The sequence below is a fragment of the Anoxybacillus tengchongensis genome (assembly GCF_014201585.1).
In the GTDB taxonomy this organism is placed as follows: domain Bacteria; phylum Bacillota; class Bacilli; order Bacillales; family Anoxybacillaceae; genus Anoxybacillus; species Anoxybacillus tengchongensis.
The window spans coordinates 197,772-218,084 of record NZ_JACHES010000004.1 but is presented as its reverse complement, the minus strand read 5'-3'; the positions used below and the strand labels follow the sequence as shown (position 1 = coordinate 218,084).

At 41.4% G+C, this 20,313-nt stretch carries 16 protein-coding genes and 3 pseudogenes; 16 read left to right on the top strand and 3 right to left on the bottom strand.

Features of this window, described 5'->3' with window-relative positions; translation table 11 throughout:
• Both HNQ82_RS06595 and HNQ82_RS06590 read right to left on the bottom strand, forming a co-directional pair.
• Entirely contained in the window at window positions 1-1,194 is a 1,194-nt protein-coding gene (locus HNQ82_RS06595) for an acyl-CoA dehydrogenase family protein (protein ID WP_183248206.1), read from the bottom strand.
• A complete protein-coding gene (locus HNQ82_RS06590) occupies window positions 1,181-2,338 on the bottom strand; it encodes a CaiB/BaiF CoA transferase family protein (protein ID WP_183248203.1) in 1,158 nt (385 codons plus the stop codon). The genes HNQ82_RS06595 and HNQ82_RS06590 overlap by 14 nt, the downstream gene beginning before the upstream one ends.
• 414 nt (window positions 2,339-2,752) lie before the next feature.
• Here HNQ82_RS06590 and gabT point away from each other — a divergent pair, with 414 nt between their 5' ends.
• From gabT to HNQ82_RS06535, 11 genes are all read left to right on the top strand, one after another.
• Window positions 2,753-4,054 carry a 4-aminobutyrate--2-oxoglutarate transaminase gene (gene gabT / locus HNQ82_RS06585; RefSeq protein ID WP_183248201.1) on the top strand — a complete coding sequence of 434 codons (1,302 nt, stop codon included), beginning with the start codon at window positions 2,753-2,755 and terminating at the stop codon, window positions 4,052-4,054.
• On the top strand, window positions 4,051-5,496 hold the full coding sequence (locus tag HNQ82_RS06580) for an aldehyde dehydrogenase family protein (RefSeq protein ID WP_425486245.1): 1,446 nt from the start codon (window positions 4,051-4,053) through the stop codon (window positions 5,494-5,496). The genes gabT and HNQ82_RS06580 overlap by 4 nt, the downstream gene beginning before the upstream one ends.
• A gap of 14 nt (window positions 5,497-5,510) precedes the next feature.
• Window positions 5,511-6,890, top strand: a complete 1,380-nt coding sequence (locus HNQ82_RS06575) for an APC family permease (protein ID WP_183248197.1) — start codon at window positions 5,511-5,513, stop codon at window positions 6,888-6,890.
• An 89-nt stretch (window positions 6,891-6,979) separates the two neighbouring features.
• Window positions 6,980-8,605 carry a thiamine pyrophosphate-dependent enzyme gene (locus HNQ82_RS06570; RefSeq protein WP_183248195.1) on the top strand — a complete coding sequence of 542 codons (1,626 nt, stop codon included), beginning with the start codon at window positions 6,980-6,982 and terminating at the stop codon, window positions 8,603-8,605.
• Window positions 8,602-10,077, top strand: a complete 1,476-nt coding sequence (locus tag HNQ82_RS06565) for an aldehyde dehydrogenase family protein (RefSeq protein WP_183248192.1) — start codon at window positions 8,602-8,604, stop codon at window positions 10,075-10,077. Before HNQ82_RS06570 ends, HNQ82_RS06565 begins: the two co-directional genes overlap by 4 nt.
• Window positions 10,078-10,089: 12 nt before the next feature.
• Window positions 10,090-11,238, top strand: a complete 1,149-nt coding sequence (locus HNQ82_RS06560; RefSeq protein WP_183248190.1) for a saccharopine dehydrogenase family protein — start codon at window positions 10,090-10,092, stop codon at window positions 11,236-11,238.
• 98 nt (window positions 11,239-11,336) lie between these two features.
• Window positions 11,337-12,149: an electron transfer flavoprotein subunit beta/FixA family protein gene (locus HNQ82_RS06555; protein ID WP_183248188.1), complete on the top strand. Its 813-nt coding sequence runs from the start codon at window positions 11,337-11,339 to the stop codon at window positions 12,147-12,149.
• Window positions 12,150-12,160: 11 nt separating this feature from the next.
• Entirely contained in the window at window positions 12,161-13,210 is a 1,050-nt protein-coding gene (locus HNQ82_RS06550) for an electron transfer flavoprotein subunit alpha/FixB family protein (RefSeq protein WP_183248186.1), read from the top strand.
• The gene (locus tag HNQ82_RS06545) at window positions 13,203-14,498 is read left to right on the top strand and encodes an FAD-dependent oxidoreductase (protein WP_183248184.1); all 1,296 of its coding nucleotides are present in this window, start codon (window positions 13,203-13,205) and stop codon (window positions 14,496-14,498) included. The genes HNQ82_RS06550 and HNQ82_RS06545 overlap by 8 nt, the downstream gene beginning before the upstream one ends.
• Entirely contained in the window at window positions 14,480-14,782 is a 303-nt protein-coding gene (locus HNQ82_RS06540) for a ferredoxin family protein (RefSeq protein ID WP_183248182.1), read from the top strand. Before HNQ82_RS06545 ends, HNQ82_RS06540 begins: the two co-directional genes overlap by 19 nt.
• 5 nt (window positions 14,783-14,787) lie before the next feature.
• Window positions 14,788-14,991 (top strand): hypothetical protein, encoded by a 204-nt coding sequence (locus tag HNQ82_RS06535; RefSeq protein WP_183248180.1) that lies wholly within the window; start codon window positions 14,788-14,790, stop codon window positions 14,989-14,991.
• Between the two features lie 957 nt (window positions 14,992-15,948).
• On the opposite strand, the pseudogene HNQ82_RS06530 reads toward HNQ82_RS06535, so the two are convergent.
• Window positions 15,949-16,113, bottom strand: a pseudogene (locus HNQ82_RS06530) (IS66 family transposase); the annotation flags it as partial.
• 83 nt (window positions 16,114-16,196) lie between these two features.
• Here HNQ82_RS06530 and HNQ82_RS06525 point away from each other — a divergent pair.
• From HNQ82_RS06525 to HNQ82_RS06505, 5 genes and pseudogenes are all read left to right on the top strand, one after another.
• Complete coding sequence (locus tag HNQ82_RS06525; protein ID WP_183248178.1) at window positions 16,197-17,162, top strand: hypothetical protein; 966 nt, start codon at window positions 16,197-16,199, stop codon at window positions 17,160-17,162.
• Window positions 17,163-17,472: 310 nt separating this feature from the next.
• Window positions 17,473-17,670 carry a hypothetical protein gene (locus HNQ82_RS06520; RefSeq protein ID WP_183248175.1) on the top strand — a complete coding sequence of 66 codons (198 nt, stop codon included), beginning with the start codon at window positions 17,473-17,475 and terminating at the stop codon, window positions 17,668-17,670.
• Between the two features lie 101 nt (window positions 17,671-17,771).
• Window positions 17,772-18,047: pseudogene (locus tag HNQ82_RS06515) on the top strand (5'-3' exonuclease); the annotation flags it as partial.
• Window positions 18,047-18,943: pseudogene (locus tag HNQ82_RS06510) on the top strand (formylglycine-generating enzyme family protein); the annotation flags it as partial. The pseudogenes HNQ82_RS06515 and HNQ82_RS06510, both read left to right, overlap by 1 nt.
• A gap of 7 nt (window positions 18,944-18,950) precedes the next feature.
• Window positions 18,951-20,174 (top strand): MFS transporter, encoded by a 1,224-nt coding sequence (locus HNQ82_RS06505; protein ID WP_244374876.1) that lies wholly within the window; start codon window positions 18,951-18,953, stop codon window positions 20,172-20,174.
• Window positions 20,175-20,313: the final 139 nt, after the last annotated feature.

The following is a 20,313-nucleotide window of genomic DNA, read 5'->3' as shown; positions in this document are numbered from 1 at the left end:
CTATTTTTCTTCCCAAGCTGGAAGCATGTTTCGGAGCGGTTTGTCTTGACGATAGCCAAGGACGTACTCTGCTTGCATAATCGTATGAATTTCGCGCGTTCCTTCGTAAATGACAGGAGCTTTGGAGTTGCGTAAATATCGTTCGACTGGATATTCATTTGAATAGCCATATGCCCCGTGAATTTGTACGGCATCGTCAGCCGCTTTGTTGGCAAAGTCGCACGCCATCCATTTTGCTAATGATGTTTCGCGCGTATTTCGTCTTCCTTTATTTTTTAAAAACCCTGCTTTATACACGAGCAAGCGGCTCATTTGTAAGCCTGCTTCCATATTTGCGATCATTTGTTGTACGAGTTGATGACGACCAATTTCTTTTCCGAACGTTTTTCGTTCGTGACAATATTTCACGCTTGCCTCTAAACAAGCCATAATTAAGCCGCACGCTCCGGCGGCAACAGTAAATCGTCCATTATCGAGCGCGGACATGGCAATTTTAAATCCTTCTCCTTCTTCTCCAAGCAAATTTTCTTTCGGGACGCGTACGTTGTCGAAAAATAACTCGCCTGTATTGCCTGCGCGAATGCCGAGCTTTCCTTTAATGGCACGCGATGAAAAACCGGGCATCGTGCGTTCAACGATAAAAGCAGAAATGCCACGATGTTTTTTCGATTTGTCTGTGTAAGCAAAAACGATAAAATGGTCAGCGATGTCACAAAGCGAAATCCACGTTTTTTGACCGTTTAAAATGTAGTCATCTCCATCACGCACAGCTGTTGTCGAAATAGCTGCAACATCTGAACCAGCGTTTGGCTCGGTTAATCCGAACGCACCAATTTTTTCTCCTTTTGCTTGTGGGACGAGATACTTTTGTTTTTGCTCCTCCGTTCCCCATTGAAGTAACGTTAAACTATTGAGCCCGATATGGACAGAAACAGCGGTGCGAAATGCTGTATCCCCACGTTCTAGCTCTTCACAAACAATAGCTAACGAATTGTAATCCATCCCCATTCCACCATATTGTTCAGGGATACATACACCCATTAAGTCTAATTCCGCTAAACGCTTCAAAATGTTCGGATCAAAATAGCCTCGTTCATCCCATTCCTTCATATGAGGTAAAATTTCTTTATCAACAAATTTTCTTACGGTTTGTCTTAACATTTCTTGTTCTTGTGTGAAATCAAAGTTCATCATGTTTGCTTCCTCCTTCAATAAATAAATGGTTATGTTCTCCTGCGAGCGGTGGTGCTAATCGATATGTGACCGGTGTATGTGAAAACTTTAGCGGTGTTCCGACAAGTTTTAACTCACCGACATCTGGGTGATCCATGCGAATAATCATATTGCGTGCGAGCGTCTGCGGATGTTGGAACACTTGATCGAGCGTATACACAGGACCACAAGGAATGCTTTTTTGTTCAAATAATCGTTGCCATTCTGCGCGTGTTTTCTTTTTTAACTCATTGTTTAGGCGATGATTTAATTCATGACGATGGGCGACTCGACCGGCATTTGTTCGAAACCGTTCATCTGCGCCAATTGCTTGATCTTCTAATAATTCACATAATGCTTGAAATTGTCGGTCGTTTCCGACAGCGACAACAAGCAAACCATCTTTTGCTTCATACGTTGAATACGGAACGATATTCGGATGATCGTTTCCTAACGGCTTTGGCACTTCGTCAGACATGAGATAGTTCGATGCAACGTTGACAAGTGCGCTAATGGCGCAATCAAATAAACTTAAGTCAATTTTTTGTCCGCTCCCTGTTTTTTCCCGAGCAATGAGCGCTGCTTGTACGGCAATGGCGGCATATAAACCTGTGAAAATATCTGTGACAGCGACTCCGACTTTTAACGGACCGGAATGTTCTGTACCGTTAATACTCATCCAACCACTCATCGCTTGAATGATATAATCGTAGCCAGCTAAATGGCGATATGGCCCCGTCTCACCAAATCCGGTAATGGAACAGTAAATGAGTTTCGGATTGATGGAGGATAAATCATCATATCCAAGTCCGAGCCGTTCCATCGTTCCGGTTTTAAAATTGTGAATGATGACATCGGCTGTTTGTGCGAGTTGACGAATCGTTTCTTTCCCGCTTTCTTCTTTTAAATTGACAGTCATGCTTTGCTTATTTCGATTGACAGCTGCATAGTAAGCGCTCATGCCGTTTTGGAACGGTGGTCCCCAAAATCGTGTATCATCCGATCCACCGGGTGCTTCAACTTTAATGACGTCTGCCCCAAGATCACCTAAAATCATCGTGGCATATGGACCTGCAAGAACGCGCGTTAAATCAAGAACACGAATGCCATCTAGAGCCCCCGTCATTTGTTCACCTCCATACTTTTATAATAAAAAAACCAGTCCCTTCCTAAAAACATATAGGAAAGGAACTGGCATGAACGATTCGAGCGTGCCTTTCGAAAAGAAAAGTCGGTCGAATCGGAACAGTTCTTTAAGAAATAGTGACGTTGTGCTACCCGAAGCCAAACGGTTCGTTGTTTGGTGGGGTTAGCTACTTTCAGTATAAAACAACATGTTTATTTTGTAAATATTTTTTATTTTAAAAATAGTTTGACAAAAAGAAAAAGATTGTCTTAAAATAGAGGCAAATAAGCAAAAAAACTGTGGAGCTTATTTTACTCGTCTCATCGACGAGAAGCACATAAGCACCAGCCAGTTTAGTCATTGTGTCATCACGATGATTAAACTGGCTTTTTATTTGTCGAAGGAGGAGAGATAATGTCGAATTGGATGGAACGCAGAAGAGAGGCAGTTGCGCGAGCCCCGTATAATGTAACAGAAATTTTTATTAAAGAAGCGAAGGGGGCAATCATTCGCGACATAGACGATCGCGAATACATTGACTTTGCAGGAGGAATTGGCGTACAAAACGTCGGACATTGTCATCCGAAAGTCGTTGCTGCTATCCAGCAGCAAGTAGCAGCGTTTATTCATCCATGTTTTCATGTCACACCGTATGAATCGTATGTGTTATTAGCAGAAAAATTGAATCAGTTAACACCGGGCGATTTTCCGAAAAAAACGATCTTTTTAAATAGTGGTGCAGAAGCAGTCGAAAATGCCGTGAAAATTGCAAGGAAATATACGGGTCGTCCTGCGATTGTGTCGTTTACAGGGGGATACCATGGTCGGACGCTACTGACGATGTCGCTGACAAGTAAAGTCATGCCGTATAAAAAAGGGTTCGGTCCGTTCGCACCAGAAGTTTATAAATTTCCATATCCATACTATTACCGTGCAAACGGTCAAACAGCAGATGAAGTGGATGAACGACTCATTGAAGCATTGCAACAATTTTTCGTCGCTGAAGTGGCACCTGATCACGTGGCAGCAATCATTATCGAGCCCGTTCAAGGAGAAGGAGGATTTGTCGTTCCATCTGCAACATTTATGCAAGCCGTGCGGCGTATTTGTGATGAACACGGCATTGTCATGATTGCGGATGAAATCCAAACGGGTTTTGCGCGAACAGGTCGCATGTTTGCGATGGAGCACTTTGGAGTCGCGCCTGATTTAATGACGTTGTCAAAGTCAATGGGAGCGGGTGTGCCGATTAGTGCGGTCGTTGGCCGAAGTGAAATGATGGATGCACCAGAAGTTGGCCAACTTGGCGGCACGTTTTCTGGAAGTCCACTTGCATGTGCCGCTGCATTAGCTGTTTTAGATGTGATCGAAGAAGAACAGCTCATTGAGCGCGCACGTCATTTGGGTGAAAAAATGATGATGCTGTTAACAGAAATGAAGCAGCAGTTTGACATCATTGGGGATGTACGTGGGCTTGGAGCGATGTGTGCGATCGAGCTTGTGACAGATCGTGAGAAAAAAACGCCGGCCAAAGAACAAACGGCACATATTGTTTCTCAAGCGTGGAAGCGTGGGGCGATTTTTTTAAGTGCTGGATTGTATAGCAACGTCGTTCGCTTTTTACCTCCGCTTGTCATGACGGATGAACAGTTAGAGCGCGGATTTTCCATTTTGCGCGACTTACTAGCGGACGTACAACAAAAGGTGGTGAAATGATGCGGGAAGTGAAAAATTATATCGATGGACAATGGATCGAAGGAAAAAATGAAATAATTGAACGCTACAATCCGGCAGACAAAAAAGAACTTATTGCCGTTGTCGCTGGTTCATCTGTTCATGACGTAAATGAGGCGGTGCTTGCGGCAGCGAAAGCAAAGAAAACGTGGGCCCAAACCGCTGCCCCGGAGCGCGGGGCGTACTTACAAAAAGTCGCTTATTTATTTGAGCAACACGCGGATGAATTGGCACAATTGGCTACAAAAGAAATGGGGAAACGTTTTGCTGAAACGAAAGGAGAAGTGTATCGCAGCGCAGCCATTTTACGTTATTACGCCGGGGAAGGATTGCGAAAAATAGGTGAAGTGCTACCGTCGTTTGATGCTAAAAATTTATTTTTTACGAAGCGTGTGCCTGTCGGTGTTGTCGCAGTCATTGCTCCGTGGAATTTTCCGCTCGCCATTCCGATATGGAAAATCGCTCCTGCTCTCGTTTACGGTAATACAGTCGTATTTAAGCCCGCGCTAGAAGCAAGTGCGACTGGTGCTCGCATTGTTGAATTGTTTGCAGACGCGGGGCTACCCCCAGGTGTTTTAAACTTAGTTGTTGGTCGCGGTAGTTCCATTGGCGATGCGATTGTTGAGCATGATGGGGTCGATGCAATTACGTTTACTGGTTCGAATGCGATTGGTAGTGAAATTGCGAAAAAAGCGGCAGCTCGTGGGGCAAAATATCAACTTGAGCTCGGTGGGAAAAATCCAGCCATCGTTTTAAGTGATGCAGATGTCGATTTTGCTGCTCGACTTGTCGTGGAAGGGGCGATGAAACAAACTGGGCAACGTTGTACAGCAACGAGTCGGGTATTTGTTGAAAAAGAAGTCATGGACGTATTTCGAGAACGTGTGATTGAACATGTGAAACGCATTCGTGTCGGCAATGGGATGAATGATCAAGTGACGATGGGACCGGTTGTTTCGAAAGGACAATTTGAAACCGTTCAGCGCTATATCCATATTGGAAGACGAGAAGGGCGGTTGCTTGTCGGGGGAGGTGCTAGCGATGATATAGGTTGGTATATTGAGCCAACTGTATTTGACTCTGTTTCTCATCACGCTGTCATCGCGAGAGAAGAAATATTTGGGCCTGTGTTGTCAATTGTAGAAGCAGCATCTATTGATGAAGCAATTGACATGGCAAACGACAGCATTTACGGTTTAAGTGCTTCGCTATTTACAAACGACTTATCGAAAGCGCTTTACTTTATTGAACATATCGAAGCAGGCATGGTGCAAGTGAACGGTGAAACAGGAGGTGCAGAACCGCAAGCACCGTTTGGCGGGATGAAGCAATCAAGCTCAGGTACGCGTGAACAAGGGCAAGCGGCCATTGAGTTTTTTACAGCGTATCAAACGATTTCTATTCGTCCACATCCAAATATGTGAAAGGAGGATATTTCATGGACCAACAGTTTCATAAAGTATTAACAAAATTAGACGTGTTATTATTGGCGTTTGGAGCGATGATCGGTTGGGGATGGGTTGTACTCTCAGGTACGTGGATTACGAGTGCAGGTGCACTCGGGGCTATCATCGCCTTTTTAATTGGGGGAATTCTCGTTATTTTTGTCGGTTTAACGTACGCGGAGTTATCATCAGCCATGCCGAAAGTGGGAGGAGAACATTATTTCGTTTTACGTGCTCTCGGTCCTAAAGCTTCGTTTATCGCGGCTTGGGCTATTGCCCTTGGTTATTTATCGGTTGTAGCATTTGAAGCAGTTGCGCTTCCGACTGTAATCGAGTATTTATTTCCGACATTTAAGTTTGGTTACCTTTGGACGATTGCGGGGTGGGAGGTAAACGCCTCATGGGTGATGGTTGGTATGCTCGGTTCTGTCATTATTACGTGGATCAACTATCGTGGCGTAAAAAGTGCCGCCTTTTTACAAGTTATATTAACATTTGTCATTTTTCTTGTCGGCATGGCGCTTTTAGGTGGCTCGCTTGTAAACGGAGAAACAGCAAATTTGCAGCCATTATTTAAAGATGGTTCCGCTGGTTTGCTCGCTGTGTTAGTCATGACACCGTTTATGTTCGTCGGTTTTGACGTTATTCCTCAAACAGCAGAGGAAATGAAAATCCCACAACGGTCTATTGGAAAACTTCTTATTTTATCCGTCGCTTTAGCAGTTTTATTTTATGTTGCTGTTGTTTTTGCTGTATCGTACATTTTACCAGACAATGTGCTAACAAACTCATCGCTCCCAACAGCGGATGCAATGGCAGCTGCATTAGGTAGTTCGTTTTTTTCAAAAGTACTTATTATTGGTGGATTAGCTGGTATTTTGACAAGTTGGAACGCATTTATTATCGGTGGTAGTCGCGTGCTTTATGCAATAGCAAAAGAAGGATTTCTTCCACAATGGTTTGCCCACATTCACCCAATATACAAAACACCATCAAACGCTGTTTTATTCATTGGAACGCTCGCCACGTTTGCTCCTCTACTTGGCAGACCAATGCTCGTTTGGCTTGTAGATGCGGGAGGTTTTTCGATCATCATCGCTTATTTCCTTGTTGCTTGGTCATTTATCGCATTGCGTAAAAAAGAACCAAATATGCCACGGCCATTCCAAGTGGGGAAATCGCCAGCTGTTGGTTGGATTGCACTCGTGTTGTCGATCGGATTTATTGTTTTATACATGCCAGGTATGCCATCGCAGCTCGTCTGGCCATATGAGTGGCTCATATTTATTGGATGGTGGGTCATTGGTGCATTTTTTATCGGACGAATAAAGAAAAAAGCGATGGAACGAACAGAACATGTACATCGAATGTAGAGGGGCGAATATGCGCCTCTTTTTGTTTGCAAGGTCATAAAACAAATTCATTTGTGTATACATGATACAAAAAGAAAGGAGGGCTTGCGGTGAATGCAGCTGAGGTGATCGTTCAATGTTTGAAAAGCGAGGACATTTCTCACGTTTTTTGCGTGCCAGGGGAAAGTTATTTGCCGATTCTTGATGCCCTTTTTTCTGAACAGATGATCGAGCTCATTTCTGCTCGTCATGAAGGCGGAGCTGCCTTTATGGCAGAAGGATATGCGAAGGCAAGCGGAAAAGTTGGTGTCGTCATGGCAACGAGAGCGGTAGGGGCGACGAATGCTGCCATCGGTATTCATACAGCGAAGCAAGATTCAACGCCGATGGTTGTATTATTAGGACAAGTTGCACGATCGTTTCGGGGACGTGAAGGATTTCAAGAGGTAGATGTTGAAGCGTTTTTTCGCCCGCTAGCAAAATGGGCGGTAGAAATTGACGACGCAAAAAGAGTACCAGAATTGCTAACAAGGGCGTTTCGAATCGCACAAACAGGAAGACCTGGTCCAGTTGTCGTTTCGCTTCCTGAAGATATTCTTCATGAACAAATTCATGATGTCAAATTTTCTAAAACATTTGTTCCAAAACCAGCACCAAACGAAGAAGACGTTGGGCGTATCGAGCAATTGCTACAGTCAGCAAAGCGTCCAGTTGTCATTGCCGGTGGAGGGGTTATACGTTCAAAAGCTACCGATGTTCTTCGTTTGTTCGCTGAAAAATGGTCGCTTCCAGTTATGGCGTCTTTTCGTCGACACGATGTATTTCCAAACGATCACTCGCTGTATGTTGGTCATCTCGGTTTAGGAACGCATCGAGCGATTATTGAAACAGTTGAACAAGCCGATGTTGTTTTAGCGATCGGTACACGGTTGTCAGAAGTGACGACACAAGATTATAAGTTATTATCAACGCAACAACTCATCCATATCGACATTGATTACGATGTTATCGGCGTGACATATTCCCCACACATTGGAATTGTTTCTGATGCGAAAGAAGTTTTACAGCGATTGCTTACCATTAAGCTTCAACCAACATGGGCGGCGTGGACAAAAGAACGACGAGAAGCGTATGAACACGTATCATCGCTTCCACCTGTTAAACGTAACATAAATGAGAGTGTCATTGATGACATCCAACACCTTCTCCCCTCAAACTCGATTATTACAAATGATGCTGGGAATTTCGCAAGTTGGCTTCATTCATTTTTTCAATTTCAGCAACATACATATATTGGACCAACGTCAGGAGCGATGGGTTATGGACTACCCGCAGCCATTGGTGCAAAATTAGCTAATCCGCATCGTTCGGTCATTTCGTTGAGTGGGGATGGTGGGTTTATGATGACGATGCAAGAACTAGAAACGGCCGTTCGATACAACATTCCTATCATTAGTATCGTATTTAACAATCAAATGTATGGAACGATTCGTATGTACCAAGAGCTCCGTTACCCAAACCGCGTCATCGGAACAGACTTAAGCAATATATCGTTCGCAAACGTAGCACATAGCCTCGGAGCTGATGGTATACGTGTAGAAAGCGGAGAACAATTTTCACATGCGCTCACCAAGGCGCTTCAAAGTAGTAAGCCGACTGTCATCGAAGTGATAACAGATCGGCACGTATTATCGCCATTTTTAACAGTTGAACAAGTGAGAGGAGGAAAACAATGAAAGTATTAAACTATATTGATGGACGATGGATGCCGTCTATAAGTGAGCAGTTTGTTCCAATTATTAATCCAGCTAACGGTGAAAGTATTGGAGAAGTGACGGTATCAAATGTGCAAGATGTGGAACAGGCGGTGTTGGCGGCGAAACGGGCACAGAAAACATGGGCATTCGTTCCTGCACCGAAGCGTGCTGAAGTGCTTTATAAAGTCGGTATGTTGCTACAGGAACGGAAAGAACAAATTGCTCGCCTATTAACGATGGAAATGGGAAAGGTCATTGAAGAAGCGCGTGGTGAAGTGCAGGAAGGAATTGATATGGCGTTTTACATGGCAGGAGAAGGTAGACGGTTATTTGGTGATACGACTCCGTCAGAGTTGCCGAATAAATTTGCGATGAGCGTTCGCGCCCCGATTGGCGTCGTCGGTTTAATTACTCCGTGGAACTTTCCAATTGCGATCGCAACGTGGAAGTCGTTTCCTGCCATCGTTGCCGGAAATGCAGTCGTTTGGAAACCAGCGCTTGAAACACCAATGATGGCACAGCAACTTGCGCAAATATTCGAGCAGGCCGGATTACCAAATGGTGTATTCAATGTTGTACATGGACGCGGTTCTATTGTTGGCGAAGCGGTTGTTAAACATCCAAATGTCAAAGTGATTTCGTTTACAGGATCCAATGAAGTTGGAAAACGAATTGCCGAAACGTGCGGCCGTCAGTTGAAAAAAGTATCGCTTGAAATGGGTGGGAAAAACGCCATTATCGTCATGGACGATGCTGATATCTCACTTGCTGTGGAGGCGATCATATGGAGCGCTTTTGGTACGTCTGGGCAACGCTGTACTGCATGCAGTCGAATTATCGTTCATGAACGTGTGAAACAACAATTGGAAGAACGTTTACTCGCGGCGATGAACACATTAACGGTTGGAAACGGCCTAGAGGAAGGAGTGAAAGTTGGACCAGTCATTAATCAAGAGGCATTGCAAAAAATTCATCATTACGTTCAAATCGGGAAAAACGAAGGAGCAACGTTGCTTGCAGGAGGCTATATCATGCAAGGTGATCAGTATAAAGGCGGGTTTTATTATGCCCCAACATTGTTTACAAACGTCACCCCAACAATGACTATTGCACGTGAAGAAATTTTCGGTCCAGTCGCATCGATCATATGTGTTCGCAGTTTAGAAGAAGCGATTGAAATCAATAACAGCGTTGATTATGGACTTTCGAGTGCCATTTTCACACGTGATATTCACCGAGCTTTTACAGCGATGCGCGATTTCGATACAGGAATTGTGTACGTTAACGCGGGAACGACAGGGGCAGAAATCCACTTGCCGTTCGGTGGAACGAAAGGAACAGGGAATGGGCATCGTGATTCAGGTGTAGCTGCACTTGATGTGTTTACGGAGTGGAAAAGCATTTACGTTGACTATAGTGGTAAATTGCAACGTGCACAAATTGATGTGTGAGGAGGTTGAAAAATGAATGTCATTGTTCTTGGGGCAGGTTTAATGGGGAAAGAAGCTGTACGCGATTTAATTGAACAGCAAGCGGTATCATCGGTAACGCTTGCTGATGTCGATGAAGAAAAAGCAAAAGCGGTTCAACATTCGTTGTCATCAACAAAAGTAAAAGTAAAGCGAGTGAACGCAGCAAATGACCAAGAATTGCAAGCTGCTATGCAAGGACATGATGTAGCTATTAACGCTCTCTTTTATACGTTTAATGAAAACGTAGCGAAAGCAGCTATTAAAACGGGTGTACACGCCGTAGACTTAGGTGGACATATCGGACATGTGACCGACCGAGTTCTCGCTTTACATGAGCAAGCAAAACGAGCAGGAGTCACGTTAATTCCCGATTTAGGCGTTGCTCCAGGGATGATTAACATTTTAACAGGATATGGAGCAAGTAAACTTGATCGCGTTCATACTATTAAATTATATGTTGGTGGCATTCCGCTTCGGCCAGAACCACCACTTGGATACAATCACGTCTTTTCTCTTGAAGGTTTGCTTGATCATTACACCGATCCTTCATTTATTATTCGTGATGGGCAAAAACAACAAGTGCCGTCTTTATCAGAAGTTGAAACGATTTATTTTGAACGTTTCGGACCACTTGAAGCGTTTCATACATCAGGAGGAACATCAACGTTGCCGCGTTCCTACCCGAATGTAAAATGTTTAGAATATAAAACCATTCGCTATCCAGGTCATGCGGAAAAATTTCAACTCCTTGTTGATTTACAACTAACACGTCGCGATTATGAAGTGGAGGTAGACGGGATAGTCGTACGTCCACGCGATGTATTATTGAAAGTGCTCACACCACTTTTGGAGTTAAAAGAAAAAGACGATGTTGTTTTATTGCGTGTCGTTGTAGCAGGGGAAAAAGACGGGAAAGAAAGGGTGTATGAGTACGAAATGGTGACAGAAAAAGATCGCCAAAAACATGTGACGGCCATGGCACGTTCCACTGCATATACCATTTCTGTCGTTGCCCAAATGATTGGCGATGGAACGATTCAAAAGCGCGGAGCATACCCACCTGAACAAATTGTTCCGGGCGATCGCTATATTGAAGAAATGGTTCGTCGTGGTGTCGTCATTCGTGCAACGGTACGATAAATTTGTGAACAAAATCGTAAATTTTCTGATAGTTGTTACGAGGAATTTGTTGATTATGTTAGAATATTTATACATTAAATGGATTTGGAGGTGAATATATGCTACATATTGTAGCTTGTATTAAGCAAGTCCCAGATACGAAAATCATTAAAATGAATCCGAAAACGAACACGATGGACCGTGCAAGCGCACCTGCAATTTTAAATCCGTATGATGCTCATGCGGTAGAAGAGGCTGTTCGTTTAAAAAAGAAATATGGTGGAATAGTATCTGTTTTAACGATGGGTCCTCCACCAGCAGTAAAAGCGATCAAAAAATGTATTGAGCTTGGGGCAGATGAAGGGTATATGATTTCAGATCGAGCATTCGCTGGGGCTGATACGCTCGCTACAAGCTATGCATTGACAAAAGCGCTTGAGAAAATTGCGAAACAACGCCCGATTGACCTTATTATTTGCGGGAAAATGACGATTGACGGGGATACAGGACAAGTCGGGCCAGGCATTGCACGTCGTTTAAATATTCCTCCTCTCACTGGCGTAAACAAAGTTGTTGAAGTAAATAAAGAAAAAGGGTATGCGATTGTTCATCGCAAACTAGAAGATGGATATGAAGTGGTGAAATCGCAGTTACCTTGTTTGTTTACCGTAGAAAAAGACATCAACGACATCTCCTTTGCACCTTTGCCAAACATGATTAAAGCCGCACGATACCAACCAACGATTTGGACAGCAGACGACTTAGAAAATGTTGACCGCAAACAACTAGGACTAAAAGGATCTCCAACGATTGTTTCAAAAGTATGGGCACCGCCAAAACCGGAAGGTGGAAAAATATTAACAGGAACAAAAGAACAACAAGTGAGCGAACTTCTATCTATTGTACTTGAGAAAAAAGAGCTTTTTTCATAGGGGGAGTAGCGATGAATTTTGATGATTATCGGGGGATATGGATATACATTGAAGTGAAAGATGGACACGTTGCACCTGTATCGCTAGAACTATTAGGGGCGGGACGTGCGCTTGCAGATAAACGGAAAACAGAACTCGCTGGTGTTTTAATTGGTAGTGGTGTAAAAACAATTGCACCAACGCTTTTTCAATACGGTGCGGATGTTGTATACGTATATGACGATCCGATTTTTGAGCATTACCGAACAGAACCATATATGCGCGCATTACTAGATTGCTGTCATAAACATAAACCTGAAGTTATTTTATATGGGGCAACACCATCTGGAAAAGATTTAGCAAGCGCCATCGCTACCGATTTACCGACAGGCTTAACGGCCGACACAACGATACTCGATATTGAGGAAGACACCGGGCTATTATTGGCGAGCCGTCCTGCGTTTGGCGGAAACATTATGGCGACGATTTTATGTAAAAAATATCGTCCGCAAATGGCAACCGTTCGTCCAAAAGTAATGAAAGCGCTACCGCCAGATCCGTCGAGAACAGGAAAAATAGTGGAAGAACACATTGAATTACGCGAAGAAGAGATGCGGACGAAAGTGTTAGAGATTGTAAGAGAGGCAACGAAAAAAGCGAGAATTGATGAAGCGGATATTATTGTTGCTGGCGGAAAAGGCATGGGCAGCAAAGAAGGATTCCAACTCATTCACCAACTAGCCGAAGTGCTTGGCGGTGCAGTTGGGGCGAGCCGTGATGTCGTCGAGGCAGGGTGGATTGACCATCATCACCAAGTCGGGCAAACCGGCGTAACAGTGACGCCGAAAATTTATTTTGCGATCGGCATTTCGGGTGCCATTCAACACGTCGTCGGTATGCAAAATTCCGACCTCATTATCGCCATCAATAAAGACCCGAACGCACCGATTTTCCAATCATGTCATTACGGCATTGTTGGCGATGCGTTTGAAATCGTTCCGCTGTTAATCGAACGATTCAAAGAAGAAATTCCGAAGCTAAAAGCAGCTGCCGATGTGAAGGAGGAGATCCGCCATGCCTGAAAAATTTGATTGTATCGTCGTTGGTGCAGGTCCGGCCGGGACGGCTTGTGCCTATGAACTAGCAAAAGCAGGAGTAAACGTGCTGCTTCTAGAACGCGGCGAATATCCAGGCGCGAAAAACGTTATGGGCGGCGTATTGTACCGCAAAATGATGGAAGATATTATTCCAGAGTTTTATAAAGAAGCGCCGTTAGAACGCCCGATTGTTGAGCAACGGTTTATGATGATGGATAAAGAATCGGCTGTCACGTTTAGCTATAAAGGGTTAGAATGGGGGCGTGAACCGTACAACAACTTTACCGTATTGCGGGCGAAGTTTGACCAATGGTTTGCGGAAAAAGCAGTCGAACAAGGAGCGCTTCTCGTTTGTGAGACAGTAGCGGTCGAATGTATTGTCAAAAACGGACGCGTCGTCGGTGTTCGGACGGATCGACCAGATGGCGACATTTATGCGGATGTCGTCGTATTAGCGGACGGCGTCAACTCGTTACTTGCAAAACAACTTGGCTTTCATCGCGAATGGCGACCAGATGAAGTCGCTTTAGCGACGATGGAAATTTTAAAATTAGATAAAAACGTTATTGAAGATCGGTTTAATCTTGAAGCGAATCAAGGCTGTACGATCGAAATTTTTGGCGATGCAACAAAAGGGATTTTAGGAACGGGGTTTTTATATACGAATAAAGACACGCTTAGTATCGGTGTTGGTACACTTTTATCCGGATTAATTAAGCATAAAATCAAGCCATATGAACTGCTTGAATATGTGAAGAATCACCCAATGATCCGCCCATACATTCAAGGAAGCGAGCCGGTCGAATATTTAGCGCATTTAATTCCAGAAGGCGGCTATCATTCGATTCCGAAAGTGGCAGGGAATGGGGTGCTCGTTGTTGGCGATGCCGCTCAGCTTGTCAATGCGATTCATCGCGAAGGGTCGAATATGGCGATGACCTCGGGGCGGTTAGCTGCAGAAACAATCATCATGGCAAAAGAACAAAACGACTTTTCCGAAAGCATGCTTGACCAATACCGAATGAAGCTCATGGAAAGCTTTATCGGGCAAGATTTGAAAAAATATAAAGACGCGACGCATCATTTTGAGAGATTCCCGCAATATTTTGAGCAATATATCCCGATGATGAACCGCGCAGCAAGCCAAATGTTTACAGTCGACGGTTCATCAAAATGGGAAAAACAGCAAAAAATTTGGCGTGATCTCGGCTCGACGAAACAGAAGTTTAAGCTGGCACGCGATATGATGAAAGCATGGAAGGTGATGAAATGATGAAGACGCAAACGATTGAAGAAAAGCAATATTTAGTCCGTTTTAACGCGGATACGAAATCGCATCTTCACGTGCTTGATGACAACATTTGTTTAACGAAATGCCCTGATAAAATTTGTACAATTTTTTGCCCAGCAGCCGTTTATAAATGGGAAGAAGTTCGGATGCACGTTGGCTATGAAGGCTGTCATGAGTGCGGCAGCTGTCGCATCGGCTGTCCGCACGAAAACATTCGCTGGGAATACCCGCGCGGTGGCTACGGCATCGTTTTCCGGCTTGGGTGATCGCCATGTTTCATATCGGAGACTGCGTTGTATTTACGCGTGATGGTGCGCGTGGTATCGTACTTGAAGTTGACGATCACTCGTGCCACGTTTTATGGGAAGACTATTTTGTTAGCTGGGAGAAAAAAGAGCTATTGAAGGTTGATAAAGAACTAACGAAAAAACAAACGATTCGCGTTTCTTCCAACATCAGCCACCCTTTATCTTAGGGTGGTTTTTTGTTTCTTTATATACAATTTATTCTAAAAAAGGGGTTGACGGATAATTTTTTTTTGATTATTTTACAAACTATACAAGTTGTCATTTTGCGCTATATCTTGTCGATCACTTGCCGTGTTGTATTTATAGTCGACTTGTATAGAGATAACATTGGAAACGAAAAATCGGAAATTTTTATTGCAATTTCATTTGCAAAAAAAGGGGGGAATAATGCGAAAAGCTATATTGTTTACGATAATAAGCGCGTGTTTTTATTTTTGTTTATATTTCGTAACATTGTGGGGCATTAATCACTATGAATCTCTAAAAACGTTCAATATCATTTCAATTTTTCCTATTATCCTTACTACGGTACTTGCTTTTTTATTGGGAATTATTATAAAGATAAATTTTACAAACGACATATCTGATAGAAATTTGTTAGCTGTCATACTAGTTGTTGGTCTTATCGTGTATTTAGCAGTTATATCTGTTGAGTATATGAGATGAAGATTTTTGTAAAAACGCTCATGAGAAGATTTCGTTCCCCATCTAAGCATGAAAGTAGTCTCACGTGGATTCATTATTTTTAGATGCATGTTGAGCAAGTTTTGCCATCACCCACGTGTGAAAATAACCGCTGAAGGATCTACAATTTTCAGAGAAAAAGAGGTACCTTGTCGTTGTGCCTGTCACCTGTCGAACTTTGATGAGACATGAACCTCCTTGTGAGTAGTTGTGGCACATCTATTCTAACCAAGGAATCGGGTTCATGTCTTCTTTTTTGTTTGTTTGTAAATTTATGTTAGTAAATTTGTTCATCTACAGTTATTTAGTGTAAATAGTTGCACTGAACTTGACGGTGAGCGTAATCCTTTAGAGATAAAAAAAGTTTGTAACTATTCACCCCGATAGTAGTATGTAGAGAAGCGCAACACAAATAGGGCATCCCCGTGATAGAAAATGCCCTAAGTGGTAGAAAGAATACGATTGAGCGTGTCGCCTGTCAACAGAAGACATAACGAATCCCACACGTTTTTTTCGTGTTTCGCGAGTGTGGAAACGATGCTTCTTGTGATGCAAAAAGACTGGGCGAATGTTTCTTCGCGAAACGTGCCCGAGATGTTCTCTTTATTCTAAAAAAGGGGTTGACATATACATTTTTTTTTTTTTTTTATGATTATTTTGTAAATTTTTTCGAAATGGGAGGATGTATATGGCTGTGATAAGGAAACAAATTATTTTGTTTTTTTGCTTTGTCTTATGTTTTGCTTCAATATCTCCAAAAGTTTTAGCAAAAGAAAAGCATTCAAATAGGGAGTTGTTTTATACAAGTGTCATGCCTGTATATAGTATGGAAAATGGAACAAAGATTGGACAAAAATCTTTTGAAACTAGTGTTAAAATTGAAAACAAGACTAATGATACTGAAGAAGTAATCGTTTCAACAAAGATAATTACAGAAGATTTCCAGTTAGGGGAAGTTCGTGAAGAATATAGCACGCAAACATATACTTTTAAGAAGAATAAGCTAGTTCGTATTAATAATAAGGATATTGAGTTAGAAGATGAGTATACATTTATATTGAGTGAGGAAGATTTTAAAAAAATTAAGCCGATTGCACAAAAGTTTAAACAGGGGATTTTAACATATGACAAGTATATTGAGGAAATAAAAAAGCTATCTTTAGACATTAACAAATATAATAATCAGCAGTTGTTTCATGAACAAAATTCTATCACTTCTACAAGTAGTGGAGGATTATCTTGGGTAACTTACTATTATAAATCTTCTAGAGGTGGCTATTGGTTGAGAGCAGCTAAAATGAAGGGGTATTGGGAAGGTGGATTGAACGCTTTTATGCTAGATTCTTCTGCAGTCATTTCGGGAACCACCATTTCAAAACACAACTATTTGCAAGGAAGTCAAGGTGGATTAGTTTCTTCTTTTATGACAAGAGCTGATGCGATTAGCTCAGCTAGGAGTACCTTGTTAATTGAAGCTGCCGCATTAATGGGAGCATTAGGAGTAGCTGTACTAACAGTTAGTACCATTTTTGGTGCCTTAACTGCTGCAGGATCGGCTTCGATTATTGCTGCAAATATGATTAGTGTTTCAAATTCTGCTCATGCAGATATTGAACGCGCATACGAGCTTGCAACTGTAATTAAAAGTCAATAATTGTGAGAATAAGGTGGTTTATTTTGTATGATATTTCAACTTCTGTACTCGCTTGTTATTACGTTTTTGTTGTATGTGCTTATTGAACGAAAGGGAAAACCGCGAGAAAAGATATTGTTTTACACGTGTATTTTCATTTTTCTTTTTCTTTTATCCCGATTGTGAAGATAGTTGGATAAACCGGATGGTATTTGGAAAATTCGTATCATGCCCTTTAATATAGAGTACGATTTGGAAATAAAAACATTTGGTTTTCGAGTTAACGATGTTTTATCTACTTATGACTTCAGAGTGTGAAAGAGGAAATAGCATGAAAAAAAGTTACATTGCTTTCTTCGCATTTCTTATGTGTCTTTTGTATATGAGTTGGTCTAAAGAGAGTTGGAAAGGAATTTTACTTCTTTTATTAAAAGGTATTGTTATTTTTGTCGTTGTTTACGGTGTCGTATTTGTTATTGTATGGTCAATTATGAAGTTAGTTCGTTTTTTAAAAAGACGTCTGCAATAAATGACACGTTAGACAAAATATGTTTGAACGTTTCCACCATCCCATATGAGGTGTTTTTTTGTTATACTTGTTGCATCGATACATAGAAAGGATAGCACACGATGGAACGAAAGCATTTGTTATTAATTGACGGGATGGCGTTATTGTTTCGATCGTTTTATGCGACAGCACCACGTTGGATGATCAATAGCCGTGGCGTGCCAACGAATGCGGTATATGGGGTAGTGAAACAAATCGAAGCGGCAACAAATGCATTTCAACCGACGCATGTCGTTTGTTGTTGGGACATGGGAAGCACGACGTTTCGCACCGAATGGTTTCCAGATTATAAGGCAAATCGAGGCGAGCCGCCGCAGGAATTAATTCCGCAGTTTGAATTCCGACTGAATTGTTAGAAGAGTTCGAGAGAATTGAAGAGGAAGGAATGGTTTTTATTCCTGGTGGTTTTTTTGAATACGGATTAAATGAAAATGAAGTTCCTTACAAAACATTTAATTGGAATGATAGTGTTCCAAAAATGAAAGTTTGGCTTCCTCCATTTTTTATCGATAAGTATCCCGTTACTAATAAAGAATATGATGAGTTTACCGATTTCATTGAAGAAAATGGACATATTTTTTGTCATCCTAATGAACCAGAGGGTAAAGAGCATAGACGTAATACTTACTGGGATCCGCGTTACAAACCTGACCATCCTGTGACTGGTATTGATTTTTATGATGCATTTGCTTTTGCGCGTTGGAAAGGGAAGGAGCTTCCTACTGAATTTCAATGGGAAAAAGCTGCTCGAGGACCCGAGGGATTAATATGGCCATGGGGTAATTCGTTTGATCCTACAAAGGTTAGATATTCGGGAAGTTTGTATGGTACAAACATTGATTCCTTGGACGAGTGGCGAAAAACGATATTAAAAGCTCATCAAGACACCTCACTTGATAGCTATACAATCTCATTAAAAAATCCAACGAACATAAGTTTTTATGGTGTTGTAGATATGGTTGGGAACACTTGGGAGTGGACCAGAAGTGATTTTAAAACTCGTAGAATGTTTCATCCTGTATGGGAAAGTACTCAAACGAAAGCCAACGCATTCGCAGTGCTCAAAGGGGGATCGTTTTACTCTCATCCAGGTTTAATGTTTCCATCGTATAGAGCCAAAGATATCCCATTTTGCCGACACAATGAAATGGGAATAAGATGTGTGAAAAATATTCCTGTTTATTTGATACAGAGAGCATTAAAAAAACCTATAACTAATAAAGCAATATATTAAGGTGTTGGTGATACTATTGACTTTGAATTTTTATAAGTTGGCATTTGGAAATGTTATTACAAATATTTCTGGTATTCTATATACAATTGTAGCAACATCTTTTATTTACGAATATACAAAATCTGCAACTCTTGCAGCAATTGTCGCATTGGTTAGAACTATAGCTAAAATTATTAGTGGGTTGCAACTTCCTTTTTATACAGAAAGATTTGACATTACTAGACTAATTTCTTCTTTTTATTTATTTCAAGTGCTATTACTAAGTTTTTTTATAGTCTATTTTAAACTAATAGAATTAAACACATTCACAACAACATTTATATATTTATTTGTATTTTTTATTAGTTATATTGAAGGTATCATCTTGCCATGCCGTAATTCATTAGTTCCTAAGGTTGTGACACATACGCAATTATTTAGGGCAAATAATATTATTTCCTTCTTAGAACAAACAGTTAGCTTGTTATCTTGGGGGATGGGCGGGTTACTGGTAGTATACTTTGATAAACTTTGGATCTTAGTTGGTATAACTTTTTCCTATCTGTTTCCAGCCCTCCTCTTTAAATCAATGAATATAAAAATTGATAAGATGAAACATAAAAAGAAGAAAATATTTAGATTAGATGGTTGGAGAGTTGTAAAAAGCAATCCTTTTCTTCTGAAAATGCTGATAGTCGATATTATTGAAGGTATTGCTAGTGGTATATGGATTGGTGGTATTACTCTTGCTTTTGTTAGAGAGGTCTTGCATAAAGGAGAAAATTGGTGGGGATATATTAATACAAGCTATTACCTTGGTACTATTTTGAGTTCCAGTGTTTTAATTATAATTTCTTCTATTATAAGAAGAAAATTGGTTATTAGTATGTCCTTAGGCTCATTAGGAGTTAGCGTATTTGTTTTTATATTTGGACTTAACAAAATTCCATTAATGTCTCTGATTTTGGTTTTTGTGTTAGGGTTGTTTTATCAATTAAGAGATTCGGCTCAAAGAACTTTACTACAGCTTCACGTAAAAGATGATGACTTAACCGCATTTTATGGTTTTTATAGTTCAATAAATAGCGTGGTCTTTGGCTTTTCTATTTTCTTGATGGGAACAATATCGGATTTACTGGGTCCTCAAAATATTTATTTACTTGCGTCACTTATGACCTTAGTTAGCTCAATATTAATCTTTGTTGCATTAAAGAATCTAAAAATAGAGTTTAATGTAAACAAAACTATTTAGTTTCCTACACCTCTCTGTTTTTAGAGTTCCTTTATTGATGGTATCCGATATAGAGTGAATCAAAATCCTCATATCATTAATGGTTATATGCAAATATTTGTATTAATTATACAGTTACTTGGGCTAATCCACTTCCATT